20 protein-coding genes and 6 tRNA genes are annotated in these 25193 nt (G+C 50.2%); 6 read left to right on the top strand and 20 right to left on the bottom strand.

Going from position 1 to position 25193, the window contains the following annotated elements; genetic code table 11:
* Nucleotides 1-15 precede the first annotated feature (15 nt).
* The 11 genes from OH773_RS15615 to nagB form a co-directional block, all read right to left on the bottom strand.
* A tRNA-Gln gene (locus OH773_RS15615) sits at nucleotides 16-90 on the bottom strand.
* 6 nt (nucleotides 91-96) lie between these two features.
* Nucleotides 97-173, bottom strand: a tRNA-Met gene (locus OH773_RS15610).
* Nucleotides 174-197: 24 nt separating this feature from the next.
* Nucleotides 198-272 (bottom strand) — tRNA-Gln (locus OH773_RS15605).
* 54 nt (nucleotides 273-326) lie between these two features.
* Nucleotides 327-401 (bottom strand) — tRNA-Gln (locus OH773_RS15600).
* A 22-nt stretch (nucleotides 402-423) separates the two neighbouring features.
* Nucleotides 424-508 (bottom strand) — tRNA-Leu (locus tag OH773_RS15595).
* Nucleotides 509-525: 17 nt separating this feature from the next.
* Nucleotides 526-602 (bottom strand) — tRNA-Met (locus OH773_RS15590).
* 250 nt (nucleotides 603-852) lie between these two features.
* Nucleotides 853-2517: an asparagine synthase B gene (asnB, locus tag OH773_RS15585; protein WP_270139776.1), complete on the bottom strand. Its 1665-nt coding sequence runs from the start codon at nucleotides 2515-2517 to the stop codon at nucleotides 853-855.
* Nucleotides 2518-2855: 338 nt separating this feature from the next.
* On the bottom strand, nucleotides 2856-3608 hold the full coding sequence (locus OH773_RS15580; protein ID WP_270139774.1) for an HAD-IIA family hydrolase: 753 nt from the start codon (nucleotides 3606-3608) through the stop codon (nucleotides 2856-2858).
* A gap of 62 nt (nucleotides 3609-3670) precedes the next feature.
* Entirely contained in the window at nucleotides 3671-4891 is a 1221-nt protein-coding gene (nagC, locus tag OH773_RS15575) for a DNA-binding transcriptional regulator NagC (RefSeq protein ID WP_270139772.1), read from the bottom strand.
* Nucleotides 4892-4898: 7 nt separating this feature from the next.
* A complete protein-coding gene (gene nagA, locus OH773_RS15570; RefSeq protein WP_270139770.1) occupies nucleotides 4899-6047 on the bottom strand; it encodes an N-acetylglucosamine-6-phosphate deacetylase in 1149 nt (382 codons plus the stop codon).
* Nucleotides 6048-6197: 150 nt separating this feature from the next.
* Nucleotides 6198-6998, bottom strand: coding sequence for a glucosamine-6-phosphate deaminase (gene nagB, locus OH773_RS15565; RefSeq protein WP_270145896.1), 801 nt, complete (start codon nucleotides 6996-6998; stop codon nucleotides 6198-6200).
* A 334-nt stretch (nucleotides 6999-7332) separates the two neighbouring features.
* On the opposite strand from nagB, the gene nagE reads away from it, so the two are divergent.
* The 4 genes from nagE to chiQ all read left to right on the top strand — a co-directional run bounded on the left by nagE (nucleotide 7333) and on the right by chiQ (nucleotide 13451).
* On the top strand, nucleotides 7333-9354 hold the full coding sequence (gene nagE / locus OH773_RS15560; protein WP_183271115.1) for an N-acetylglucosamine-specific PTS transporter subunit IIBC: 2022 nt from the start codon (nucleotides 7333-7335) through the stop codon (nucleotides 9352-9354).
* A gap of 197 nt (nucleotides 9355-9551) precedes the next feature.
* Nucleotides 9552-11219, top strand: a complete 1668-nt coding sequence (glnS, locus tag OH773_RS15555) for a glutamine--tRNA ligase (protein ID WP_270139767.1) — start codon at nucleotides 9552-9554, stop codon at nucleotides 11217-11219.
* Nucleotides 11220-11679: 460 nt separating this feature from the next.
* Complete coding sequence (chiP, locus tag OH773_RS15550) at nucleotides 11680-13077, top strand: chitoporin ChiP (RefSeq protein WP_270139765.1); 1398 nt, start codon at nucleotides 11680-11682, stop codon at nucleotides 13075-13077.
* A gap of 47 nt (nucleotides 13078-13124) precedes the next feature.
* Complete coding sequence (gene chiQ, locus OH773_RS15545; protein WP_270139763.1) at nucleotides 13125-13451, top strand: ChiQ/YbfN family lipoprotein; 327 nt, start codon at nucleotides 13125-13127, stop codon at nucleotides 13449-13451.
* Nucleotides 13452-13541: 90 nt separating this feature from the next.
* Here chiQ and fur read toward each other — a convergent pair whose 3' ends face one another.
* The 4 genes from fur to ybfF form a co-directional block, all read right to left on the bottom strand.
* Nucleotides 13542-13994, bottom strand: coding sequence for a ferric iron uptake transcriptional regulator (gene fur, locus OH773_RS15540; RefSeq protein WP_034456677.1), 453 nt, complete (start codon nucleotides 13992-13994; stop codon nucleotides 13542-13544).
* A gap of 282 nt (nucleotides 13995-14276) precedes the next feature.
* Nucleotides 14277-14807: a flavodoxin FldA gene (gene fldA / locus OH773_RS15535; RefSeq protein ID WP_183271111.1), complete on the bottom strand. Its 531-nt coding sequence runs from the start codon at nucleotides 14805-14807 to the stop codon at nucleotides 14277-14279.
* Between the two features lie 151 nt (nucleotides 14808-14958).
* Nucleotides 14959-15240, bottom strand: coding sequence for a LexA regulated protein (gene ybfE, locus OH773_RS15530; protein ID WP_121814107.1), 282 nt, complete (start codon nucleotides 15238-15240; stop codon nucleotides 14959-14961).
* 135 nt (nucleotides 15241-15375) lie between these two features.
* Nucleotides 15376-16152, bottom strand: a complete 777-nt coding sequence (gene ybfF, locus OH773_RS15525) for an esterase (RefSeq protein ID WP_270139758.1) — start codon at nucleotides 16150-16152, stop codon at nucleotides 15376-15378.
* A gap of 184 nt (nucleotides 16153-16336) precedes the next feature.
* On the opposite strand from ybfF, the gene seqA reads away from it, so the two are divergent.
* Nucleotides 16337-16882, top strand: a complete 546-nt coding sequence (seqA, locus tag OH773_RS15520) for a replication initiation negative regulator SeqA (protein ID WP_270139756.1) — start codon at nucleotides 16337-16339, stop codon at nucleotides 16880-16882.
* 25 nt (nucleotides 16883-16907) lie between these two features.
* Nucleotides 16908-18551 (top strand): phosphoglucomutase (alpha-D-glucose-1,6-bisphosphate-dependent), encoded by a 1644-nt coding sequence (gene pgm, locus OH773_RS15515; protein WP_270139754.1) that lies wholly within the window; start codon nucleotides 16908-16910, stop codon nucleotides 18549-18551.
* Nucleotides 18552-18593: 42 nt separating this feature from the next.
* On the opposite strand, the gene OH773_RS15510 is transcribed toward pgm, so the two are convergent.
* From OH773_RS15510 to kdpB, 5 genes are all read right to left on the bottom strand, one after another.
* Nucleotides 18594-19022, bottom strand: coding sequence for an EamA family transporter (locus tag OH773_RS15510; protein ID WP_270139752.1), 429 nt, complete (start codon nucleotides 19020-19022; stop codon nucleotides 18594-18596).
* A gap of 36 nt (nucleotides 19023-19058) precedes the next feature.
* On the bottom strand, nucleotides 19059-19736 hold the full coding sequence (gene kdpE, locus OH773_RS15505; protein WP_183271106.1) for a two-component system response regulator KdpE: 678 nt from the start codon (nucleotides 19734-19736) through the stop codon (nucleotides 19059-19061).
* Entirely contained in the window at nucleotides 19733-22420 is a 2688-nt protein-coding gene (kdpD, locus tag OH773_RS15500; RefSeq protein ID WP_270139749.1) for a two-component system sensor histidine kinase KdpD, read from the bottom strand. The genes kdpE and kdpD overlap by 4 nt, the downstream gene beginning before the upstream one ends.
* Nucleotides 22421-22548: 128 nt before the next feature.
* Nucleotides 22549-23133 (bottom strand): potassium-transporting ATPase subunit KdpC, encoded by a 585-nt coding sequence (gene kdpC / locus OH773_RS15495; protein ID WP_183271104.1) that lies wholly within the window; start codon nucleotides 23131-23133, stop codon nucleotides 22549-22551.
* A gap of 10 nt (nucleotides 23134-23143) precedes the next feature.
* Nucleotides 23144-25192 (bottom strand): potassium-transporting ATPase subunit KdpB, encoded by a 2049-nt coding sequence (gene kdpB, locus OH773_RS15490; RefSeq protein ID WP_270139746.1) that lies wholly within the window; start codon nucleotides 25190-25192, stop codon nucleotides 23144-23146.
* Nucleotide 25193: the final 1 nt, after the last annotated feature.

Raw genomic sequence — 25193 nt, 5'->3', positions numbered from 1 at the left:
CGAGCTTTTCTTTTTTGGCTGGGGTACGAGGATTCGAACCTCGGAATGCTGGTATCAGAAACCAGAGCCTTACCGCTTGGCGATACCCCAAAAATATGGTGGCTACTACGGGAATCGAACCTGTGACCCCATCATTATGAGTGATGTGCTCTAACCAGCTGAGCTAAGTAGCCAAATTGTAAAACTATTTTTTCGACTGGCTGGGGTACCTGGATTCGAACCAGGGAATGCCGGTATCAAAAACCGGTGCCTTACCGCTTGGCGATACCCCAACTGAGGGCGCACAAAACTAACGTGCTATGTCGAAAACTGCTATGTCAAAAAATTGGCTGGGGTACCTGGATTCGAACCAGGGAATGCCGGTATCAAAAACCGGTGCCTTACCGCTTGGCGATACCCCATCCGTGCAACGTTATAAGGAAATGGTGCGGGAGGCGAGACTTGAACTCGCACACCTTGCGGCGCCAGAACCTAAATCTGGTGCGTCTACCAATTTCGCCACTCCCGCGCTAAAAAAAAGAATAATGGTGGCTACTACGGGAATCGAACCTGTGACCCCATCATTATGAGTGATGTGCTCTAACCAGCTGAGCTAAGTAGCCTTCTTTTTTTTCGCGTCACCTTATCGGCGTTGCGGGGCGCATTATGCGTAGTTGGACTTCTAGCGTCAACAAATTTTTTCCCAAAAAGTCGCGGAAATTGTCTGTTTGACCAGCTTCCGAACAGCTTGGTGCAATATTCGTCAATTATCGGTTATTTCGTGGTTTTATTTAGTGAAAAACTCCGAACGGGGGTGAGGAATTGTAGGGAAATAAAAACGGGCCCGTAGGCCCGTGTGGTTGATTTGTTCGCTTATTTATAAGCAGATTGATGCACACCAACGGCACGACCTGATGGATCATTCATTGTTTTGAACGCTTCATCCCATTCAATGGCCTTAGCGGAAGAACAAGCAACGGATGGGCCACCCGGAACACATTCAGCAGCACTTGCCAGCGGGAACAATTCTTCGAAGATCTCGCGATACAAATAGGCTTCTTTAGAACCCGGCGTGTTGTACGGGAAACGATAGCTTGCTGTTTCCAGTTGTTGATCGGTCACCTGGCCGGCCGCAACTTCTTTCAGCGTGTCAATCCAGCTGTAACCTACACCATCGGAGAATTGCTCTTTCTGACGCCACGCAACACTGGCTGGCAGATAGGATTCAAAACATTCACGCAGGATATGTTTTTCCATCTTACCGTTGCCGCACATTTTGTCTTTCGGGTTAATACGCATCGCCACATCCAGGAATTTTTTGTCCAGGAACGGCACGCGAGCTTCGACACCCCAGGCAGACATCGCTTTGTTAGCGCGAGCACAGTCAAACATGTGCAGAGCTTGCAGCTTACGAACCGTCTCTTCATGCAATTCTTTGTCGTTTGGCGCTTTATGGAAGTACAGATAGCCGCCAAACACTTCATCAGAACCTTCACCAGACAGCACCATTTTGATGCCCATCGCTTTGATTTTACGTGACATCAAATACATTGGTGTGGAGGCGCGAATAGTAGTCACATCGTAGGTTTCAATGTGATAGATAACATCGCGAATCGCATCCAGGCCTTCTTGCACCGTGAAATGAATTTCGTGGTGAACTGTACCCAGATGGTTTGCGACTTCTTGTGCCGCTTTCAGGTCAGGGGAACCGACCAGGCCGACCGCAAAGGAGTGCAGCTGTGGCCACCAGGCTTCAGAACGCTCTTCATCTTCTACACGACGAGCAGCAAATTTCTTGGTGATGGCAGAAATAACAGATGAATCCAGGCCGCCAGACAGTAATACGCCGTATGGCACGTCAGACATCAGGTGGCTTTTAACGGAATCTTCCAGCGCCTGACGCAATTCATTCTTGTCGGTGACGTTATCTTTTACTGCATCGTATTCGAACCAATCACGCTGGTAATAGCTGCGGATTTCACCGTCTTTGCTCCACAGGTAGCTACCCGCTGGAAATTCTTTAATGGTGCGGCAGACAGGAACCAAGGCTTTCATTTCTGAAGCAATGTACATGTTGCCGTGCTCGTCATACCCCATATACAACGGAATGATGCCGATATGGTCACGGCCAATCAGGTACGCATCCTGTGTTTCGTCATACAGAATGAAGGCAAACATGCCTTGCAGGTCGTCGAGGAACTCTGGGCCTTTTTCCTGGTACAGCGCGAGGATGACTTCACAGTCTGAACCTGTCTGGAATTCGTAGCGATCACCGTATTCTACACGCAGAGCCTGGTGGTTGTAGATTTCACCGTTCACAGCTAATGCGTGAGTTTTTGCTTTGTTGTATAGCGGCTGAGCGCCAGCATTAACGTCAACAATAGAGAGACGTTCGTGAACAAGGATGGCTTTTTCGTTAGCATAAACACCTGACCAGTCAGGGCCGCGGTGACGCATCAGGCGAGATAACTCGAGCGCTTTTTTACGCAATTCGACCGCATCGGTCTTGATATCCAGAACACCAAAAATTGAACACATAGAACTCTCTCCCGTAATGCTTCTTTAAGCCATTAAATTGTTATGTTGCGTTGCATGAATATGAATATGAATATGAATATGAATATGAATATGAATATGAATATGAATATGAATATGAATATGAAAATGCGCAATCATTGACGGGAATGCAAGTCCTTTAGTCTTTCAGGGGTAAATAGTTCAATGACGATTGTCGATTACTGAAAAATGATGAGGAAATGAGCGTAATAATTAGCGGATCGGTAATTATTAGTAAAATCGCCAGGCTGGCATTCAGTGAGAGGGGAAAAGATTGTTGAATCGGTAAAACGCCCGGCGAAACCCGGGCGAATGACGAATTAAATGATATCGACTTCAGCCACTGACGGGTAAATCCAGGAAGGACGGAATGGCATTGCATCAATGTCGTTTAAAGTCGAAACCCCTGACAGCACCAGAATAGTTTCTAAACCCGCCTGGAATCCAGCGAGAATATCCGTACGCAAGTTATCGCCAACAATCACTGTATGTTCGGAATGGGCCTGCATCTTGTTGAGCGCGGCGCGGATTATCCACGGACTTGGTTTGCCCACGACAAAGGGTTTACGGCCAGAAATTTTTTCGATACCGGCGCACAGTGCACCACAGGCAGGATAGTAACCGCGGCCGTGAGTGTCCGGGTTGGTGGCAATAAAGCGCGCACCGTTTGCCACAAAATAGGCGGCCTTGTGCATCATTTCCCAGTTAAAGGAACGGGTTTCACCGACGATAACAAAATCAGGGTTGATGTCAGTGATGGTGAAGCCTGCTTTATATAGCTCGTGAATCAACGCACCTTCACCGACAACATAGGCTTTTTTCCCTTCCTGGCGACGCAAGAAATCGGCGGTAGCCATAGCAGAGGTGTAAAACACGCTGTCAGGAACATCGATTCCGGCGGAAGAAAAGCGGTTGGCCAGGTCCTGGCCGGTTTGCGACGGGTAATTGGTCAGCAGGACCAGCGGCATCCCTTTTTCCATGATGCGCGCTAAAAATTCATTAGCCCCTGGTACGGCGACGTTGTCGTGCATTAGCACGCCGTCAATATCACAAATTACATTCTGAATGGTCATTGACTACTCGGGCTCACCTGAAAAGAAGGCGTAACTATAGCGTAAAAAGGGGGCTTATTGGGCTAACTTTCCAGTAAGCGCTGCAGCAGTACGCCATTTAGCATTGAGCGTTTTACTAAAGCAAACGCGCCAATGGCTGACCGATCATCGAGTTTAGAGCGTACAACAGGCAGGTTTTTACGAAACGCTTTCAGTACCTGAGTGTTGATGCAGCCTTCAATGGCCGGTAAAAGCACTTTCTCGGCTTCGATTATTTCCCCGGCAATCACCACTTTTTGCGGGTTGAACAAGTTAATCGCAATAGAAATGGCTTTCCCCAAATGACGGCCAACGTGTTCAATCACCTCGCAGGCCAGAGGATCGCCTTTGTTAGCGGCTTTGCATATAGCGGCGATATCGCAATCTTCAATTGTCAGGCGGCTGTTGTAACCCTGTTCAAGGAGATGACGCACACGATGTTCAATTGCTGCGTTGGCGGCAATTGTTTCCAGGCAACCGAAGTTTCCGCAGTGGCAGCGTTCGCCTAAAGGATCAACTTGAATATGACCAATTTCACCCACGTTCCCGTTGCGGCCAATAAAAATTCGCCCATTCGACAAGATCCCAGCCCCCGTCCCGCGGTGAACACGCACCAAAATGGAGTCATCACAGTCGTGTGTCGCACCAAAGTAGTGCTCGGCAAGGGCGAGGCTACGGATGTCATGGCCGACATAACAGGTCACTTTGAAATGTTTTTCAAGGCTATCGACCAGCGACCAGTCATTAACCTGGATATGTGGCATATAACGAATCACGCCGCTTTCTGGATCGACAAGGCCCGGCAGTATCACTGAGATGGCGATCAGCTCACGCATTTTGCGCTGGTTTTGCTCGATAAATTGAGAAATAGCCATGAGCAACGCGTGCTCAAGCGTTTCCTGAGTACGTTCAGGAAGGGCGTAATGCTCTTCGGCAAGCGGTTTTGCGCTGAGGTCAAATAGCGTGATGGTGGCGTCATGGCGACCAAGACGAACACCAATGGCGTGGAAATTTCGGGTTTCAGTGATAATTGAGATAGCGCGGCGGCCTCCGGTGGAAGCCTGTTGATCGACTTCTTTGATCAAGCCGCGATCAATGAGCTGGCGAGTAATTTTTGTGACGCTGGCAGGTGCAAGCTGGCTTTGCTCAGCAATCTGAATGCGTGAGATTGGCCCATGTTGGTCAATCAGACGGTACACCGCCGCACTATTCAGTTGCTTTACCAGATCGACATTACCAATTTGAGCCTGTCCGCCAGTCGTCATGCCTTAATTACTCAGTTACGACCTCGTTACCATTAACGAATGTCTTGGTGATTTTAAAATCGCGGGTAAAGGCCGTGAGGTTGGCGACTTTACCTGCTTCGATAGTACCTAATTGTTGCTCAACACCCATCGCACGGGCTGGGTAGAGAGTGGCCATACGCAAGACTTCGTCTAAGGCGATGCCTGCATGCTCGACCAGGTTACGAACCCCTTCAATCATCGTCAGGGCAGAACCGCTCAGTGTGCCATTCTCGTCTACACATAAACCATCACGGTAGTATATTGTTTTTCCTGCGAAAATGAACTCATCGATATTCGCGCCCGCCGGAGCAGTTGCATCGGTGACGAGGCAAAGTTTATCGCCCTTAACCTTTTTCGCCGTACGAATGTTGGCATAGTCCACATGTAAACCATCGGCAATGATACCGCAGTAAACATCTGGCTCATCAAAAATTGCACCTGCAAGCCCCGGTTCACGGCCAGTAATGTATGGCATTGCGTTGAAAAGGTGGGTTGCGAAGGTAATGCCAGCGCGGAAACCAATTTTGGCTTCTTTTGCTGTCGCATTGGAATGGCCGGCAGAAACGATAATGCCAGCAGCGACCAGTTTACTAATCACTTCAGGTTCAACCATTTCTGGTGCCAAAGTGACTTTGGTGATCACATCTGCGTTTTGACAAAGGAAATCGACCAGTTCTGCGTCAGGTTTACGCACATACCCTGGGTTATGCGTCCCTTTTTTCACCATGTTTAGCCATGGACCTTCAAGATGCAGACCGAGTGCCTGGTGCTGATACTTAGCCAGATAGTCGCGCATCACTTTCACGCCTTGCTTCATCAGCTCATCGCTGCTGGTGATAAGCGTCGGCAGGTAGTTGGTGCAACCAGAACGTTCATTGGCTTTCTGCATGATTTCCAGCGTTTCAACGGTAACCGCATCGGCGGAATCGTTGAATTGCACACCGCCACAGCCGTTGAGCTGCACATCAATAAAACCGGGGGCGATGATTGCACCGCCCACATCGCGAATCTCAATACCCGCAGGGAGATCTGAGCGCGAACAAACGCGTTCAATCAGGCCGTTCGCGATAATAACCGCGTGATCATCAAGAATTTCATGGCCGGTATAAATCCGACCGTGAGTTAATGCAAACATAGTTACCCCCGGTGAAAATTAATGCTTAAACCCTTTATTCTTCGAGCTGCACGTGCGTTGGCTTTCCTCGCTCACCCCAGTCACTTACTCAAGTAAGTTCCGGGGGATTCACTGCGTCGCCGCCTTCCTGCAACTCGAATAATTTTGGGTTTAGATATCTTTAATGTTTTCGGCTTCGAGCTCATTGAAGTACTTCAGCGTCTTCACTTTGAGCTCCATGGTGGACGGCTCATCACAAACCACGACTGCTTTAGGGTGCAGTTGCAGACAGCTAATAGTCCACATGTGATTCACGTTACCTTCCACAGCCGCTTGCAGCGCTTGCGCTTTCAAATGACCGATAACCAGAATCATCACTTCTTCAGCATCAAGCAAAGTACCCACGCCGACAGTCAGCGCAAATTTAGGGACTTGAGTTACATCGCCATTAAAGAAACGAGAGTTTGCAACACGGGTGTCATGAGTCAGCGTTTTGATACGAGTACGAGATGCCAGAGAAGAGGCCGGTTCGTTGAATGCGATATGACCATCGTTGCCAACGCCACCCATAAACAGGTGAATTTTGCCGTAAGAGCGAATTTTCTCTTCATAACGACGGCACTCTGCGTCAACATCTTCGGCGTTGCCATTCAGCAGGTTAATGTTTTCTGCTGGGATATCAACGTGATCAAAGAAATTGCGGTGCATGAAAGTATGATAGCTTTCTGGATGCTCTTTTGGCAGGCCAACGTATTCATCCATATTAAAGGTGACGACGTTTTTAAAGCTAACCTGGCCCGCTTTGTGCATCTCTACCAGCGCTTTGTACGCTTCAAGAGGAGTACCGCCGGTTGGCAGGCCCAGCACGAAAGGGCGATCCGCAGTTGGATTAAACGCATTGATACGCTTAACGATATGGCGTGCTGCCCATTTGCCAACTTGAGCTGGGGTAGCCAGGGGAATCAGTCTCATCATTCACCTCATAAGTTAATAGAAAACAAATTTAGCCAGATTGATTGTCCGACCCCTCTAAGGGTAACCCAGTTTCAAACGGGCCATAACGGGATCAATCTGTCTTGATTTTTCGAATGATAAAATAAGTTTTAGTCGATAGCTAGCCAGAGGGGAGTGTAATAACAATATTTGGTGATTTTAATCACAAAAAAAGGGTGTTTAATTTGCGATACGAATTAATTTTTCACACACTCATAAAGTTGACGAATCATCGTCATGCTTTCAAGGTTTGTTACACAATAATAAAACTGCTTTGAACGAGCCTTAACGGGGTCTCATAGGGGGAATTAACGTGAGTATTCTAGGTTATATGCAAAAGGTTGGTCGTGCGCTGATGGTGCCGGTAGCCACACTACCAGCCGCAGCCATATTAATGGGTGTTGGTTACTGGATTGACCCGGTTAGCTGGGGTGGTGATAGCGCATTAGCTGCGTTGTTCATCAAATCTGGTGCTGCAATTATTGATAATATGGGGGTGCTGTTTGCCATTGGTGTGGCTTACGGTATGTCCAAAGATAAAGATGGTGCTGCTGCACTAACCGGCTTTGTCGGTTTCCTGGTTTTGACAACGCTGTGTTCACCAGCGGCTGTTGCCATGATCAAGCACATTCCGGTGGATCAGGTTCCATTCGCGTTTTCTAAAATTCAAAACCAATTCGTGGGTATTCTGGTCGGGATTATTTCCGCAGAGTTGTACAACCGCTTCAGCAGCGTTGAGTTGCCGAAAGCGTTGTCATTCTTCAGCGGACGTCGCCTGGTGCCGATTATCACCTCTTTTGTCATGATCGCTGTTGCATTCATCATGATGTTTATCTGGCCAATCGTCTTCGGCGGCCTGGTGAACTTTGGTGAGCACATTCAGAAGATGGGTTCGATTGGCGCGGGTGTTTACGCGTTCTTCAACCGTCTGTTAATTCCAGTCGGTCTGCATCATGCTCTGAACTCTGTATTCTGGTTTGATGTTGCGGGTATCAACGATATTCCTAAATTCCTCGGCGGCGCGAAATCTATCGCTGAAGGTACAGGTATTGTCGGTATTACTGGTCGTTATCAGGCTGGCTTCTTCCCAATCATGATGTTCGGCCTTCCAGGTGCTGCACTGGCGATTTACCACTGTGCGCGTCCTGAAAACAAAGCAAAAGTACTGGGTATCATGATGGCAGGTGCATTTGCTGCCTTCTTTACTGGTATCACCGAACCGTTGGAATTCTCCTTCATGTTCGTGGCTCCAGTACTGTATGTGATTCACGCAGTGCTGACCGGTATCTCTGTATTTATCGCAGCCAGCATGCATTGGATTGCCGGTTTCGGCTTCAGTGCGGGTCTGGTGGATATGGTGCTTTCTTCCCGTAACCCACTGGCGACTCATTGGTGGATGCTGATCCCACAAGGCCTCGTGTTCTTCGTTATCTACTACGTTGTGTTCCGTTTCACTATCACCAAGTTCAACCTGTTAACCCCAGGACGTGAACTGGCGGTTGCGGGTGATGAAACTGATGGTCAGGACGTGAATGTTAGCGGCAACACCAATCAAGATGTTTCTCAACTGGCTCGTCAGTACGTTGCGGCGGTAGGCGGTTCAGCTAACTTGACCGGTATTGATGCATGTATCACTCGTCTGCGTCTGAACGTGAAAGACTCTTCATTGGTTAATGAAGCGTTGGCAAAACGTCTGGGTGCAACCGGTGTTATCCGTCTGAACAAAACTAGCGTGCAAATTATCGTCGGTTTTGTGGCTGAGAAAATTGCTAACGCAATGAAAACAGTCGGTGATGTCCCTGCTGCGGCACCGGTTAGTGCTGTTGCTCCAGCGGCCGTTGCGACAAAACCACAGGCTGTTCCAAACGCAGTCACTATCGCCGCACTGGTTTCACCAGTAACGGGTGATGTTGTTGCGCTTGAGCAGGTTCCTGATGAAGCCTTTGCAAGTAAAGCGGTAGGTGACGGTGTTGCGATTAAGCCAACAGAGAAAACTGTTGTCGCGCCAGCCGCGGGTACTATCGTAAAAATCTTTAATACCAACCACGCGTTCTGTCTGGAAACCGAAAAAGGTGCTGAGATCGTTGTCCATATGGGCATTGATACCGTAGCACTGAACGGCCAGGGCTTTACCCGTCTGGTAGAAGAGGGTGCTGAAGTGGTTGCAGGCCAGCCGATTCTGGAAATGGATCTTGATTTCCTGAACGCAAATGCTCGCTCCATGATTAGCCCAGTGGTTTGCAGCAACATTGATGACTACAGCGGTCTGGTTATCCAGGCACAAGGTTCAGTGGTTGCGGGGCAGACTCCTCTGTACGAAATTAAAGGCAAATAATCGCTCCTGAGTCTTAGATTGTGCCTTCAGCGGCTGGCGACTTTTTCGTCAGCCGCTTTTTTATTGCCCTTTTCCTGACTTACTCAATCACTTCCCGCCAGTCACCCATCCTTATTTATGCAACTAAAGGTTGTTTCCGACGCCTGCTTATTAGATCATATGCCGTTAACGAAAGTTTATGCACTGAGGAACCCGCGATGAGTGAGGCTGAAGCCCGCCCAACTAACTTTATTCGCCAGATCATTGATGAAGATTTGGCTAATGGTAAGCACACCAGCATTTGCACCCGTTTTCCGCCAGAGCCAAACGGCTATCTGCATATCGGTCATGCAAAATCTATCTGCCTGAACTTTGGTATCGCCCAAGATTATCAAGGTCAGTGCAACCTGCGTTTCGATGACACTAACCCGGTAAAAGAAGACATCGAATACGTAGAATCTATTAAACAAGATGTTGAATGGCTTGGTTTTCATTGGTCAGGCAATGTGCGCTACTCTTCCGATTATTTCGATCAACTGTTCAACTATGCGGTTGAGCTGATCAATAAAGGTCTGGCGTATGTTGATGAACTGACTCCAGAGCAAATCCGTGAATATCGCGGCTCATTGACCTCGCCTGGGAAGAACAGCCCATTCCGCGATCGTACCGTTGAAGAAAACCTCGCGCTGTTCGAGAAAATGCGTAACGGTGAGTTTGCGGAAGGCACCGCGTGCCTGCGCGCCAAAATCGACATGGCCTCGCCATTTATCGTGATGCGCGATCCGGTGATTTATCGCATTAAGTTTGCCGACCATCACCAGACCGGCAGCAAGTGGTGCATCTACCCGATGTACGACTTCACACACTGCATTTCCGATGCGCTGGAAGGTATCACGCACTCCTTGTGTACGCTGGAGTTCCAGGACAACCGTCGTCTGTACGACTGGGTGCTGGATAACATCACGATTCCTGCGCACCCACGTCAGTACGAGTTCTCTCGCCTGAATCTCGAATATTCCATCATGTCCAAGCGTAAGCTGAACCTGCTGGTGACTGAGAAGGTTGTTGAAGGGTGGGATGACCCACGTATGCCGACCATTTCTGGTCTGCGTCGTCGTGGTTACACGGCTGCTTCTATTCGCGAGTTCTGCAAGCGTATTGGTGTGACCAAACAAGACAACACCGTTGAAATGGCGTCTTTGGAATCTTGTATTCGTGATGACCTGAACGAGAACGCCCCGCGTGCGATGGCCGTGCTCGATCCGGTGAAAGTGATCATTGAAAACTTCCCGCAGGGCGAAGTTGAAATGGTGACCATGCCTAACCATCCGAATAAACCAGAAATGGGTAGCCGTCAGGTGCCATTCAGCCGTGAGATTTACATTGACCGTGCTGATTTCCGCGAAGAAGCGAATAAGCAATACAAGCGTCTGGTGCTGGGTAAAGAAGTCCGTCTGCGTAATGCATATGTGATTAAAGCCGATCGCGTAGAGAAAGATGAAGCAGGGAATATCACCGTGCTGCATTGCTCATACGATCCGGACACATTGAGCAAAGACCCGGCTGATGGCCGTAAAGTGAAAGGTGTTATTCATTGGGTCAGCGCAGAACACGCTTTACCTGTTGAAATTCGTCTTTATGACCGTCTGTTCAGCGTAGCGAACCCTGGTAGCGCGGAAGATTTCCTTGCAACGATTAACCCAGAGTCTCTGGTTATCAAGCAAGGTTTCGTGGAGCCGAGCCTGCAAAACGCAGAAAAAGGCAAAGCGTATCAGTTCGAGCGCGAAGGATATTTCTGCCTGGATAGCCGTTATGCAACCGCTGAAAAACTGGTATTTAACCGTACCGTTGGGTTGCGTGATACCTGGGCTAAAATAGGCGAATAAAAGATATCGTCTTATAAAAACGTCGCAATTAGCGGCGTTTTTTTTTGCGTTATATTCACCGGTGCATCCATTTTTCCATATTCGCGATGCGAATTAATGTTATTTAGACCTCCGCTTATAATCTTTCTTTTGGTCAATCTGAGAGCATAATAAATTCTTCGTTTTGGTATGTGAGCGCTCTCATGTCGAGCTTTGTCTGTAAATAATCTCAATATTCAGCATAAACATCTTGAGTCGCCATTTGTTACAAATACTCATAAATTATGTGCTCTCTGTCATAATATCGGAATGAACTCTTACAAAATCGTTGATAATTCGCGTCGCGAAAAATAGTCTTATGGGGAGCAGTAATGCGGGAAAATTTTTATAACCGCTTTAGCCGTTAGGCATTTTTACTTTTTTCGCGATGTGACGTCTTTTAACGTCCGGCGATTATTTATACGTCAAAGAGGAATTTTATATGCGTACGTTTAGTGGCAAACGTAGTGCGCTGGCGCTTGCAATCGCAGGTGTCACGGCTCTTTCAGGACTGGTTGTCATCCCTCAGGCTAGTGCAGCAGGTTTTATTGATGACTCAACGATGACCGGTGGTGTTTATTACTGGCAACGTGAGCGTGACCGTAAAGACGTCACCACAGATAAATACGAAACTAACCTCGCACACGCTACATGGAACGCCAACCTGGACTTCCAGTCTGGTTATGCCGCAGACATGTTTGGCCTGGATCTCGCGGCCTTTACTGCTATCGAAATGGCAGAAAATGGCAACAGCGGCCACCCGAACGAAATCGCATTTTCCTCTTCAAACAAAGCTTACGATGAAGATTACTCCGGCGATAAGAGCGGGGTGAGTCTTTATAAAGCCGCAGCTAAATTCAAGTACGGTCCCGTTTGGGCTCGTGCAGGTTACATCCAGCCAACCGGTCAAACGCTGTTAGCGCCACACTGGAGCTTCATGCCTGGTACTTATCAGGGTGCTGAAGCTGGGGCAAACTTTGATTATGCCGATGCCGGTGCGCTGAGCTTCTCCTACATGTGGACCAACGAGTACAAAGCTCCATGGCACCTGGAAATGGACAAGTTCTATCAGAACGATAAAAACACCAATGTTGATTATCTACACTCGTTGGGTGCGAAGTATGACTTCAAAAATAATCTGATTCTTGAAGCGGCATTCGGCCAGGCCCAAGGGTATGTCGATCAGTACTTCACCAAAGCAAGTTACAAATTTGATGTGGCTGGCAGCCCGCTGTCAACCAGCTATCAGTTCTACGGCACACGTGACAAAGTCTCCGACGGCAGTGTCAACGATCTGTATGACGGTACTGCATGGTTGCAGGCATTGACTTTCGGATATCGGGCTGGCCAGGTTGACCTGCGCCTGGAAGGGACGATTGTTAAGGCAGACGGCCAGCAGGGTTACTTCCTGCAACGTATGACTCCTACTTATGCCTCCTCTAACGGTCGTCTGGATATCTGGTGGGATAACCGTTCTGACTTCAACGCCAACGGTGAAAAATCAGTGTTCGCAGGTGCGATGTATGACCTGAGCAACTGGAACCTGGCGGGTTGGGCTGTGGGTGCTTCTTATGTTTACGCATGGGATGCTAAACCAAGCTCTAAACCAACAACTGACGGCTACTACGATGCCGACAATCGTCTGAAAGAATCTGCGTATAGCCTTGATGCGTTGTACACCGTTCAGGATGGTCGTGCGAAGGGCACCCTGTTCAAACTGCACTTCACTCAATACGACAACCACTCCGACATCCCAAGCTGGGGCGGTGGTTACGGCAACATCTTCCAGGATGAGCGCGATGTTAAGTTCATAGTCATCGCTCCGTTTACCATTTTCTGATTTGATTCCGGGCGTTAACGCGCCCGGTTTTGTTAAGGATATCGAACATGAAAAAAATCATTTTGGTTACGGTTATGGCTTTAGGTTTGAGCGCCTGCGCACAGCCTAAAACAGCACCAGAAGATTCAAAACTGAAACAGGCTTATAGCGCCTGTATCAATACCGCCGAAGGGAATCCTGATAAAATTCAGGCATGCCAAAGCGTTTTGAATGTGTTGAGTCAAGAGAAGGAACACCAGGAGTTCGCACAAAAAGAGAGCGTTCGTACCCTGGATTACCAGAACTGCATCCAGGCAACTCGTACCGGTAATGACCAAGCCGTTAAAGCCAAATGCGATAAAATCTGGCAAGAAATTCGCGCTAACAATAAATAATTGTCGCGTTCAGCCAATAAAAAAACCGGTGAGCTTCCTCACCGGTTTTTTTATATCTGACCACCGGGTTAGCGTGGTCAAATGTGCGGATTATTTTTCGCTGATTTCGTGTGCATTTTCGTCGGTACGGCAATCACCTTCAGCGCAGTGACCATAAAGATACAGGCTGTGGTTAGTCAGACGAATGCCATGGCGTGATGCGATTTCACGCTGACGGGCTTCGATTGAATCATCACTAAATTCAATAACTTTACCGCAGTCCAGGCAAATCAAATGGTCGTGGTGATGCTGTTGTGTCAGCTCGAATACGGATTTGCCGCCTTCGAAATTATGACGAGTGACAATGCCTGCATCATCAAACTGGTTTAGTACACGATAAACTGTGGCGAGACCAATCTCTTCGCCCATATCAATCAGACGTTTATATAAGTCTTCCGCACTGACGTGGTGGTTCACCGGACCCTGCAACACTTCAAGGATTTTTAATCGTGGAAGCGTGACTTTCAGGCCGGCCTTCTTTAATGCGGTATTATTGTCAGTCATGCGGAAATTGTCCTGTTGCTTAACGGATCGCTCGGACTCAGGGTGAGCGTTAAGATGAATGCGTCTCATTATAGAACTGTCAATTCTAAATGGGAACCGCAAGTATTATGCATAATCAAGCTAAAAAATGGCGGCTGAGTCGCGATTTATTTGCCTTGTTAGCTATTTAGTCAGGAGGTCATTGTACAGGGACAAACTGAAAAGTTAAAAATTTGTAGCGATTATTTTAATCGGAATAATCTATCAATGTGACGCAGCCAGGTCGCTGCGTCACACCGAGCATCAAGCGTTGAGGATATCAGCCAGGTTCAGTTCTTCAGAAACCTGTTTGACCCATTGTTGAACGCGTTGTGCAGTCAGTTCAGGTTGGCGATCTTCATCAATAGCCAGGCCTACGAAGTGATTGTCGTCAGCAAGACCTTTAGACGCTTCAAAATGGTAACCGGCAGTTGGCCAGTGACCCACGATAGCAGCACCGCGCGGTTCAATAATATCGCGGATAGTCCCTAACGCGTCACAGAAGTATTCTGCGTAGTCTTCCTGGTCGCCACAGCCGAAAAGGGCGACCAATTTGCCATTGAAATCAACTTCTTCCAACGTCGGGAAGAAATCATCCCAGTCGCATTGCGCTTCACCGTAATACCACGTTGGAATGCCGAGAAGCAGGATATCGAAGCCTTCCAGGTCTTCTTTGCTGCTCTTAGCAATGTCATGCACCTCAGCAACGTCTTTACCGAGCTGTTTTTGAATCATCTTTGCGATATTTTCGGTGTTACCAGTGTCGCTGCCGAAAAAAATGCCTACGATTGCCATGAGTAAAATAACCTCTTGAAACTTAATGGTATGGTGGCTGCTATTCGGCCACAGATAGGGCAATCATAGCAGAACACAAAGCGCTGCGGAAATTGCTATCACCCTGATGTGCACAGACTGCAACATCACATTCTGGGCTACAGCATAAAAATTAACTGAGATGCTGCTTCAATTGTGCGAGTAAAATCTCTTCAATCAACTCACTACGACTGATATTGCGCGCTTCAGCCAGATGATTAAGTGCATCTACTGCATCGTTATTGAGCTTTAACTCCACTCGCTTAAGGCCGCGTACTTTATCGCGCTTGAGCTGGTTGCGTTTGTTGATACGCAGTTGCTCATCACGCGTGAGCGGATTAGTTTTTGGTCGCCCGGGGCGACGCTCGTCCGCGAACAGATCTAATGTAGTACGGTCCGTTTGTTCTTTTGCCATGATTAGACTACTGACAGGGAATTCAGGTGGCACGGAGCGGGGTGCTCTGGCGCATTTTAGCGCGCAATCATACATCAGCATGGCTTGCGCGCCAACGCGTTAGCCGCATCTAACGGCCAGTCGGTTTGTTTTTAATCAGTTTGCTGCTGTTCCGTCGATAAAACGATGGATTGCGCGCAAAACAGCATCAGGTTTTTCGGCATGAACCCAGTGCCCGGCACCGGCAACCACATGAGCGCGTGCCTGCGGAAACTGTGCAAGCAGTGTTTCGCGGTGCGATTCGTCAACATAAGGAGACGCGCCGCCCCGGATAAACAATGCCGGTTCATTCCATGTTGGGATAGTTTGCCAGCCGACAATATTTTCGTATTGTTCCCACAACACTGGCACATTGAATTTCCATTCACCGTCAGCAAAGGACTTCAGCAAAAACTGAATCACGCCTTCTTCATCTATATGTTCGCGCATTACCGCTGCGGCCTGTTGACGAGTTTTCGCTTCTGCATCAGTGACGGCATTAATTGCCGCGAAAATTTCATCATGGCGGCGGACGTGGTAATCCACAGGCGCGATATCAATCAGCACTAATTTTTCGATGCGTTCAGGGGCAATTGCGGTTAACGCCATCGCCACTTTACCACCCATGGAATGGCCAATAATAATGGCTTTATCAAAACCATATTCATCGAGCGTTTCCACCACATCTTGCGCCATCGCGGCATAGTTCATCTCAGGGCTGCGTGGGGATAATCCGTGATTGCGAAGATCAATTTGCAGCAAGGTGTGCTCTTGTCCAAGATCGCGGGCCAGTACCCCCAGATTATCAAGGCTACCAAAAAGACCGTGGATCAGGACGATGGGGGAATTACTAGTCGATTGTTGCGCAGTTTGCAGGCGAGCATTCAATTTCATGGCAAAGTTCTTTTTTTTTACTTCGTGAGGTTAGGGTATCATAACGGCATCCTGCCGCTGTGCCGCAAATTTCCAGTTTAATCTGACTTTGTGGTGTGACAAAAGTTTGGCGCTACCCGAGGTTGGGATTTGAACTTATAATCCCAACAACTTGTATTCAGAAAAGATATCGCACTGGATTAAGATGAAAACAATTGAAGTTGATGACGAGCTCTATCGCTATATTGCCAGCCACACGCAGCACATTGGTGAAAGCGCGTCCGACATTTTACGGCGCATGCTGAAATTTACCGCCGGTCAAACTCCTGCTACCCCAGCAACTACCGGCCAAACAGCACCCGTTGCTGCAACTCTGGAAGCCAAACCCGTAAACAAAGCACGCGATCGCGTCCGTGCGGTACGTGAGTTGCTGCTTTCCGATGAATACGCAGAGCAGAAGAAAGCCGTCAATCGTTTCATGATGGTGCTTTCTACTCTGTATACCCTTGATGCACATGCCTTTGGTGAAGCGACTGAGTCGCTGCATGGTCGTACGAGGGTCTATTTTGCTGGTAACGAGCAAACGCTATTGCAAAATGGCAACCAGACCAAACCAAAACATGTTCCAGGCACGCCATACTGGGTTATTACCAACACCAATACGGGCCGTAAATGCAGCATGATCGAACACATCATGCAATCAATGCAGTTCCCGGCGGAATTGATTGAAAAGGTTTGCGGCACAATCTAACACCTCGCGTCAGAAGGAAAGGCCAATGGCTAACCACCCTCGTGCAGGACAACCGGCACAACAGAGCGACTTGATTAACGTAGCCCAATTGACGGCCCAGTATTATGTGCTGAAGCCGGAACCAGGGAATAGCGAACACGCGGTGAAGTTCGGAACCTCCGGTCACCGTGGTAGTGCGGCACGTCATAGCTTCAACGAACCTCACATTTTGGCCATTGCCCAGGCGATTGCCGAAGATCGTGCAAAAAATGGCATTACCGGCCCGTGCTACGTTGGTAAAGATACCCATGCGTTGTCTGAACCTGCGTTTATTTCAGTTCTGGAAGTGTTGGCTGCGAACGGTGTGAACGTCATTGTGCAGCAGGCAAACGGCTACACGCCTACGCCTGCAATCTCGCATGCCATTCTGACGCATAACAAAAACGGTGGCGCGCAGGCAGACGGTATCGTCATCACCCCTTCGCACAACCCACCAGACGATGGCGGTATCAAATACAATCCGCCAAACGGTGGCCCGGCTGATACCAACGTCACCAAAGTGGTTGAAGATCGTGCTAACGCATTGATGGCTGCGGGTTTGAAAGACGTGAAGCGCCTTTCTCTTGATCAGGCATGGGCCAGTGGGCATGTGCAGGAACAAGATCTGGTACAGCCGTTTATCGAAGGGCTGGTGGATATCGTCGATATGGCTGCTATCCAGAAGGCTGGCCTCAAACTGGGCGTTGATCCGCTCGGTGGTTCCGGTATCGAATACTGGCAGCGTATCGCGAAACACTACAATCTCGATCTGACGATTGTTAACGATCATGTAGATCAAACTTTCCGCTTCATGCATCTGGATAAAGACGGTGCTATCCGTATGGATTGCTCGTCTGAGTGCGCAATGGAAGGTTTGCTGGCGCTGCGTGACAAATTCGATCTGGCATTCGCCAATGACCCGGATTACGACCGCCACGGTATCGTCACGCCAGCAGGCCTGATGAACCCGAACCATTACCTGGCCGTCGCCATTAACTACCTGTTCCAGCATCGCCCACAGTGGGGCAAAGATGTTGCAGTCGGTAAAACTCTGGTGTCATCGGCAATGATTGACCGCGTGGTCAACGATTTGGGTCGTAAACTAGTAGAAGTACCGGTGGGCTTCAAATGGTTTGTTGACGGCCTGTTCGATGGCAGCTTCGGTTTTGGTGGCGAAGAAAGTGCTGGGGCATCTTTCCTGCGTTTCGACGGCACGCCGTGGTCAACGGATAAAGACGGCATCATCATGTGCTTGCTGGCAGCGGAAATTACCGCCGTTACGGGTAAGAACCCGCAACAGCATTATGATGAACTGGCTGCCCGTTTCGGTGCGCCAAGCTACAACCGTCTGCAAGCTTCCGCGACATCTGCGCAGAAAGCTGCATTGTCCAAACTCTCTCCAGAAATGGTGAGCGCCAGCACATTGGCGGGCGACCCGATTACCGCGCGTTTAACGGCAGCACCTGGCAACGGGGCTTCTATCGGTGGCCTTAAAGTCATGACTGACAACGGCTGGTTTGCTGCACGCCCTTCCGGTACGGAAGATGCATACAAAATTTACTGTGAAAGTTTCTTAGGCGCTGAACATCGCCTGCAAATTGAGAAAGAAGCGGTAGAGATTGTCAGCGAAGTGCTGAAAAACGCGAAGTAAGAAATTGATTTGAAAAGGGCGCCGCAAGGCGCCTTTTGTTAGTTAGCCAAGTGCCACCATTAGCGCCCCGCAAGATATCAACACCACGCCAATCCCTGCTACCAGAGAAAGTTTCTCACCGAATAAAATCACCGCAAGTATTACGGCGAACACTACGCTGAGTTTATCGATGGGAGCTACGCGGGAAACATCACCGTTCTTAATCGCCATAAAATAAAACAGCCAGGATAATGCACCTGCAATACCGCTGAGCAATATAAAAAACAGTGCTTTTTTATCCGCCAGTACCGTACCGATAAGATTGAGTTTCCCTTGTACGACCACCACGCCAACCAGAAATGCTGCCATAACGACGGCGCGAATCGCTGTAGCGGTATTTGCGTCTAAATGCTGCAAGCCAATTTTGCCGAAAATGGCGACTAAAGCCGCTGTCGCCGCTGAAAGTAATGCATAAATCAACCAAGCGCTCATAGAACTCTCCCTCTGAATCTACCGGCAAACATGTATTCAAAGCATAAAACGGTAGCCGATTCCGGTTTCGGTAAGCAGATGGCTTGGTCGCGCCGGATCTGTCTCCAGTTTCTGGCGTAAATGCCCCATATAAATGCGCAGATAGTGGCTGTGCTCCACGGCATTGGGCCCCCAAACCTGGCTGAGTAACTGGCGTTGGGTCAGCACTTTTCCGTGATTATTGATAAGGGTTGCGAGCAAGCGGAACTCAATCGGTGTGAGATGGATTTCAGCCCCATCCCGCGTGATGCGACGGGTGGCAAGGTCAACGGTGATGTTTGAAAACTGATAAACAGGATCGGGTTGCGCGAGGCTAGCATGGCGACGCAAGACGACGCGTAGACGCGCCTGTAGCTCACCAATCCCAAACGGTTTGCTGAGATAATCGTCAGCACCCGCATCCAGCGCATCTATCTTTACTTGCTCATCGCTACGTGCGGAGAGCACCACAATCGGTGTTTGGCTCCACTGGCGGAAATCGCGAATAAAATCAATGCCATCACCGTCAGGTAAACCGAGGTCGAGGATCACTAAATCAGGTTTACGCGTGGCCGCTTCCAGCAAGCCACGTTGCAATGTTTCGGCTTCATGAACGCGTAATGATTCAGCCTCCAGCGCAGTACGCAAGAAGCGGCGGATCTCTTTTTCATCTTCAACAATCAGTACTGATATCACAACGCCTCGTTCATCTCAGCCAGCTCAGGTGATGGTGGTAGAGGTAAAATAACATGAAAACTTGCGCCACCTTCCGGGCGATTCACGGCAAAAATCTTCCCGTCGTGAACTTCGATGATCGCCTGGCAAATTGCCAGACCCAGGCCAACACCCGGAATGGCCGATTCTTTATTGCCCCGGGAAAACTTATCAAAAATGAGTTGCTCTTTGCCAGCCGGAATTCCCGGACCATCGTCCCAGACTTCAAGATCCAGTTTATCAGTCAATGCTTGCGCACGAATGCCAATGTTTGACTGGAACCCTGCATATTTCACGGCATTTTCCAGCAAATTGATCAACACACGTTCAAACAGCGGGCCATCAACATGAATCAGCATCAGTGGGTCGGGCAGCGCCAGCGCAATATGCCGCCCGCCGAGGCTCGGTTCCAGCATCTTCAATGCGCTACCGACCACTTCTTCAAGGGTTAGCCATTCTTTACGCAGATTAAAACCACCGGACTGAATACGCGCCATATCCAGTAAATTGTTCACCAGGCGCGTGGTATTGAGAACATGCTGGCGAATGTCGTTGGCTTGTGGAGCGTGTTTCGACCCTTCAGAAGCCAAATCCAGCGTTAATATTTCTGCCTGGCCAAACAGCACGGTCAGCGGGGTTCGCAAATCATGAGACAGCGCCGCAAGCAACGAGTTACGCACTTGCTCGCGTTCACTGGATAACCGGGCTTGCTCTTCACTTGCGGTCAGCAATAACCGCTCCAGAGCCGTGGCCGCCAACAGCGTGAACGTTTCCAACAAGCGCTGTTGTTCGGGAATCATCAACTGGCGCAAATTACTCGGCTCGACAATCAGCAACCCAAGGGTTTTTTCCGGCGTTTTGAGAGGCAGGATTTGATAGGGCACACCTGGCAGCGTATCGGTGCCTGCACCGGCGGGTTGGCCTTTATCAAAGCTCCAGCGGGCAATGGCTTCATCCCAGTTTTGCGGCTCACCTTGCGAATTAACTCGCTCTAACACACCCTGCGCGTTAGGTAACAATAGCTGGGCGCGGGCATGGAAACTGTTATTAATGAACAGCTCGCTGGTGGCCGCGATATCCTGCGGAGTGCGTTCAGCGGCGAGGGCTTTCGACATCTCATACAAGTGACGAGTGCGTTGCTCGCGATAACGAGCAATCCGCGCCTGATAACGCACGCCAGCGGTGAGATTACCAATAACCAGGCCAACGGTGAGCATCACGGCGAAGGTTAACAAATACTGGATATCAGAGACGGCCAGCGTGCCGTGTGGCGCAATAAAAAACAGATCAAAACTGAGTACGCTTATCACTGTCGCCAGCACCGAAGGCCAGCGACCATAAAACAGCGCCACAATGACGACGCCGAGCAGATAGAGCATTACCAGGTTTGCGGCGTCGAACGCCATTAACCACTGGTTTGCGATAAACGTGGTCAGGGCGCAAAGCGCAATCGCGACAGCGCATCCGCGCATTTGTACGCGCCACTTCTCCGTGAAACTGCGCATGTCCGGCGTCGAAGGTGAAGTAACAGACGGTTTGTCGTCCAGTGCGACAATCACTAAATCAAGGTCTGGCGCACGGCGAGCAAGCCGGTCAGAAAAAGATTCTCGGCTCCACCAACGTCGTGTCGTCCTCCGGCCAATAATAATTTTCCCGAGGTTATGTTCACGGGCGTAGCGTAAAACGGCTTTATCTTCAGCGGGATCGGCAAGCGTGGCTGTTTCTGCGCCCAATTCTTGAGCCAGTCGCAATGCGCTGAGAATAGCGCGACGTTGATGTTCCGGTAAGCGGTGAAGTTGTGGCGTTTCGACATACACAGCATGCCAGGCGCTGCCCAATTTTGCAGCGAGCCGTGCAGCTGTGCGCACCAGTTTTTCATTGCCAGAACTATGGCCGATACACAGTAAAATGGCGTCGCGCGTATGCCAGACCTTTTCCTGTCCCTGGCTGTCGCGCCAGGCCCGCATTTGGTCGTCAACGCGGTCGGCGGTGCGGCGCAGCGCTAGTTCGCGCAGGGCAATCAAATTTCCTTTGCGGAAAAAGTGCTCGATGGCGCGTTCGGCCTGGCCGGAGATATACACTTTGCCTTCATGCAGGCGCTGGCGTAAATCGTCAGGGGGGAGGTCGACCAACACGATTTCATCGGCGGCATCAAAAATAGGGTCGGGCACCGTTTCGCGTACCTGTATACCCGTGACGCCGCCGACGATGTCATTCAGGCTTTCAAGATGCTGCACATTGACGGTGGTAAAGACGTCGATCCCGGCATCCAGCAACTCTTCCACATCCTGCCAGCGCTTGGGGTGGCGCGAACCAGGCGCGTTGCTGTGCGCCAGTTCATCCATCAGGATCAGCGCAGGATTACGCGCAAGTGCCGCGTCGAGATCGAACTCCTGCACCCAGCGCCCACGGTGGTGCATACGTTTTGCGGGCTGGATAGCCAGCCCGTTCAGCAGTGCGGAGGTCTCTTTGCGGCCATGAGTTTCCACCACGCCAATCAGGATATCCAGACCTTGCGCCCGTAGCCGCTGCGCTTCTTGCAACATGGCGTAGGTTTTCCCCACGCCAGCACATGCACCGAAGAATATTTTCAGCTTACCGCGCGGGGGGCGACCAACCTGTTCCAGCAGTTTATCTGGATCGGGGCGCAGGGGTTCTTCTGTCATCTCTATTCCTTTATACCCGTCATACTTCAAGTTGTGGGGGTGTTGGCTGCACTCACAAACCCCAGTCACTTACTTTAGTAAGCTCCTGGGGATTTGCTCCCTGGCCGCCTACCCAAAACTCGAATTATTTAGGGTATTGGGTGACTTTGTAAGTCATCCAACGCCCGGTTAACCAATAACACATTCACCACCGGTTTACCGATGAAACCAACCAGCGGCTGCGTGGTATTTTCCGCCACCAGACGCGTGACTTGTTCCACGGGTAAATGGCGCGCTTTGGCAATTCGTGGAATCTGCCAGGCTGCCGCTTCTGGAGAGATCTGCCCGTCCAGACCGCTGGCCGAAGCCGTTATCAAATCAACGGGAACTGCCGGGTTCGCCTGCGGATTCGCGGCGCGTAACGCCGCGACACGCTCGGTAATCACTTTGTCGAGCTCGGGGTTACTGCCCGCAAGATTACTACCGCCAGAGGCCATGGGATTATAGGGAGTTTCTGCCGTAGCAGAAGGGCGGCCTTGCAAATACGTTGGCTGGGTAAAATTTTGTCCAATCAGACTTGAACCTCGTACCACGTTGGTATCAAGGATTAATGAGCCGTTGGCTTGCGCCGGGAACCACCACTGGCCTAAAAGTGTGGTCAGCAACGGGTAAAGTCCACCAGTAATCAGGGTGAGCAGAATCAGTAACAGTATAGCGGGACGTAAGGTAGTCATTTTTTTCCCCTTAAACCAGGCCCAAAATGGTCAGTATCAAATCGATAGCTTTGATACCAATAAACGGCACGATTAAACCGCCCAGACCGTAAATCCAGAGATTGCGACGTAACATGGCTGCGGCGCTTAGCGGTTTGTAGCTCACACCGCGCAAGGCCAGCGGAATCAAAAAGATGATGATCAACGCGTTAAAAATCACCGCGCTTAAAATCGCGGATGCAGGTGAGTGCAGATGCATCACGTTCAGCGCGTTGAGCTGCGGATAAGTGGCGGCGAACGCGGCGGGGATAATCGCGAAATACTTCGCCACGTCGTTGGCAATACTGAAAGTGGTCAGCGAACCCCGGGTCATCAGCATCTGTTTACCGATGTGCACCACTTCAATCAGCTTGGTGGGGTTGGAATCCAGGTCCACCATGTTGCCGGCTTCTTTCGCCGCCTGCGTACCGGAGTTCATGGCAACCGCCACATCCGCTTGTGCCAGGGCTGGCGCATCGTTGGTACCGTCGCCGGTCATCGCGACTAAACGACCTTCGGCCTGATATTGGCGAATCAGCGCCAGTTTGGCTTCTGGAGTCGCTTCTGACAGGAAATCATCCACACCGGCTTCCGCAGCAATCGCCGCAGCCGTCAGACGGTTATCACCCGTGATCATGACGGTTTTAATGCCCATCTGGCGCAGTTGAGCGAAACGTTCCTTGATGCCGCCTTTGACGATATCTTTCAGCGCGATAACACCGAGCACATTTGCGCCTTCAGCCACCACCAGCGGCGTTCCGCCCGTGCGGGCAACACCTTCGACCAGCGTATCAATCTGTGGAGGGAAATGGCCGCCGTTGGCTTCCACGTGGCGACGAATGGCATCAACCGAACCTTTGCGAATCATGCGGTCCTGAATGTTGATACCGCTCATCCGCGTTTGCGCGGTGAACGGCACGAAGGTGGCATGCAAGTTTTGCACATCGCGCTCGCGCAGGTTAAAGCGCTGTTTTGCCAGCACCACGATGCTGCGGCCTTCCGGCGTTTCATCGGCAAGTGATGAAAGCTGTGCTGCGTCGGCCAGGGTTTTTTCTTCAATCCCCGGAGCGGGTAAAAATTCAGAAGCCTGGCGATTACCCAGTGTGATGGTGCCGGTTTTATCCAACAGCAACACATCAACATCACCTGCGGCTTCGACAGCACGCCCGCTGGTGGCAATGACGTTTGCGCCCAGCATACGGCTCATCCCGGCGACACCAATCGCGGAAAGTAACCCGCCGATGGTGGTTGGAATCAAACAGACCAGCAGTGCAATCAGCACTGTGACACTGACCGCCACGCCGCCATACTGCGAGAACGGCCAAAGCGTTGCGGTTGCCAGTAAAAAGACAATCGTCAGCGCCACCAGTAAAATCGTCAGCGCGATTTCGTTTGGCGTTTTGCGGCGTTGCGCGCTTTCCACCATGGCAATCATACGGTCGAGGAAGGTTTCACCAGGGTTCACGCTGCACTGAATGACCAGCCAGTCGGAAAGAATGCGCGTCCCGCCCGTGACCGAGGCGAAGTCGCCGCCGGACTCGCGGATAACCGGTGCTGACTCGCCAGTAATTGCACTTTCATCTACCGACGCGCCGCCTTCCAGCACTTCACCATCGCACGGGATAATATCGCCCGCTTCAACCAGCACGATGTCGCCTTTACGCAAGTCAGCGGCAGGGACGTGATCCATTGGGGCATCGTGTTGTGGCGCGCGCAATTTGCGAGCCCAACTGGTTTTCTTCACCCCTTTCAGACTATTGGCCTGTGCTTTACTGCGGCCTTCCGCCAGTGCTTCGGCGAAGTTGGCAAACAGCACGGTAAACCACAGCCAGACGCTGATCGCGGCAGTAAACGGTGCGTCACCCTGAAGTTTCCCACTGAACATGGCGATTGCCAGAACGGTGGTCATCACGCTACCAACCCAAACGATAAACATCACCGGGTTACGCCACTGCACTTGTGGCGCCAGTTTTTTAAAGGAATCAATTAGCGCCTGACGAATCAGCGATGGTTCAAATAGCGCCTGTTGCTTGCGACTCATG

It is taken from the genome of Buttiauxella sp. WJP83 (assembly GCF_027594725.1).
Taxonomy (GTDB): Bacteria; Pseudomonadota; Gammaproteobacteria; order Enterobacterales; family Enterobacteriaceae; genus Buttiauxella; species Buttiauxella selenatireducens.
The sequence above is the reverse complement of the archived record's forward strand: the minus strand, read 5'-3'. Positions and strand labels throughout refer to the sequence as shown.

Excerpts from the sequence above, each read along its gene's own strand:
- asnB (WP_270139776.1), bottom strand. The coding sequence starts at position 2,517 with ATGTGTTCAATTTTTGGTGTTCTGGATATCAAGACCGATGCGGTCGAA.
- OH773_RS15580 (WP_270139774.1), bottom strand. The coding sequence starts at position 3,608 with ATGACCATTCAGAATGTAATTTGTGATATTGACGGCGTGCTAATGCAC.
- nagC (WP_270139772.1), bottom strand. The coding sequence starts at position 4,891 with ATGACGACTGGCGGACAGGCTCAAATTGGTAATGTCGATCTGGTAAAG.
- nagA (WP_270139770.1), bottom strand. The coding sequence starts at position 6,047 with ATGTTTGCATTAACTCACGGTCGGATTTATACCGGCCATGAAATTCTT.
- nagB (WP_270145896.1), bottom strand. The coding sequence starts at position 6,998 with ATGAGACTGATTCCCCTGGCTACCCCAGCTCAAGTTGGCAAATGGGCA.
- glnS (WP_270139767.1), top strand. The coding sequence starts at position 9,552 with ATGAGTGAGGCTGAAGCCCGCCCAACTAACTTTATTCGCCAGATCATT.
- chiP (WP_270139765.1), top strand. The coding sequence starts at position 11,680 with ATGCGTACGTTTAGTGGCAAACGTAGTGCGCTGGCGCTTGCAATCGCA.
- chiQ (WP_270139763.1), top strand. The coding sequence starts at position 13,125 with ATGAAAAAAATCATTTTGGTTACGGTTATGGCTTTAGGTTTGAGCGCC.
- fur (WP_034456677.1), bottom strand. The coding sequence starts at position 13,994 with ATGACTGACAATAATACCGCATTAAAGAAGGCCGGCCTGAAAGTCACG.
- fldA (WP_183271111.1), bottom strand. The coding sequence starts at position 14,807 with ATGGCAATCGTAGGCATTTTTTTCGGCAGCGACACTGGTAACACCGAA.
- ybfE (WP_121814107.1), bottom strand. The coding sequence starts at position 15,240 with ATGGCAAAAGAACAAACGGACCGTACTACATTAGATCTGTTCGCGGAC.
- ybfF (WP_270139758.1), bottom strand. The coding sequence starts at position 16,152 with ATGAAATTGAATGCTCGCCTGCAAACTGCGCAACAATCGACTAGTAAT.
- seqA (WP_270139756.1), top strand. The coding sequence starts at position 16,337 with ATGAAAACAATTGAAGTTGATGACGAGCTCTATCGCTATATTGCCAGC.
- pgm (WP_270139754.1), top strand. The coding sequence starts at position 16,908 with ATGGCTAACCACCCTCGTGCAGGACAACCGGCACAACAGAGCGACTTG.
- OH773_RS15510 (WP_270139752.1), bottom strand. The coding sequence starts at position 19,022 with ATGAGCGCTTGGTTGATTTATGCATTACTTTCAGCGGCGACAGCGGCT.
- kdpD (WP_270139749.1), bottom strand. The coding sequence starts at position 22,420 with ATGACAGAAGAACCCCTGCGCCCCGATCCAGATAAACTGCTGGAACAG.
- kdpC (WP_183271104.1), bottom strand. The coding sequence starts at position 23,133 with ATGACTACCTTACGTCCCGCTATACTGTTACTGATTCTGCTCACCCTG.
- kdpB (WP_270139746.1), bottom strand. The coding sequence starts at position 25,192 with ATGAGTCGCAAGCAACAGGCGCTATTTGAACCATCGCTGATTCGTCAG.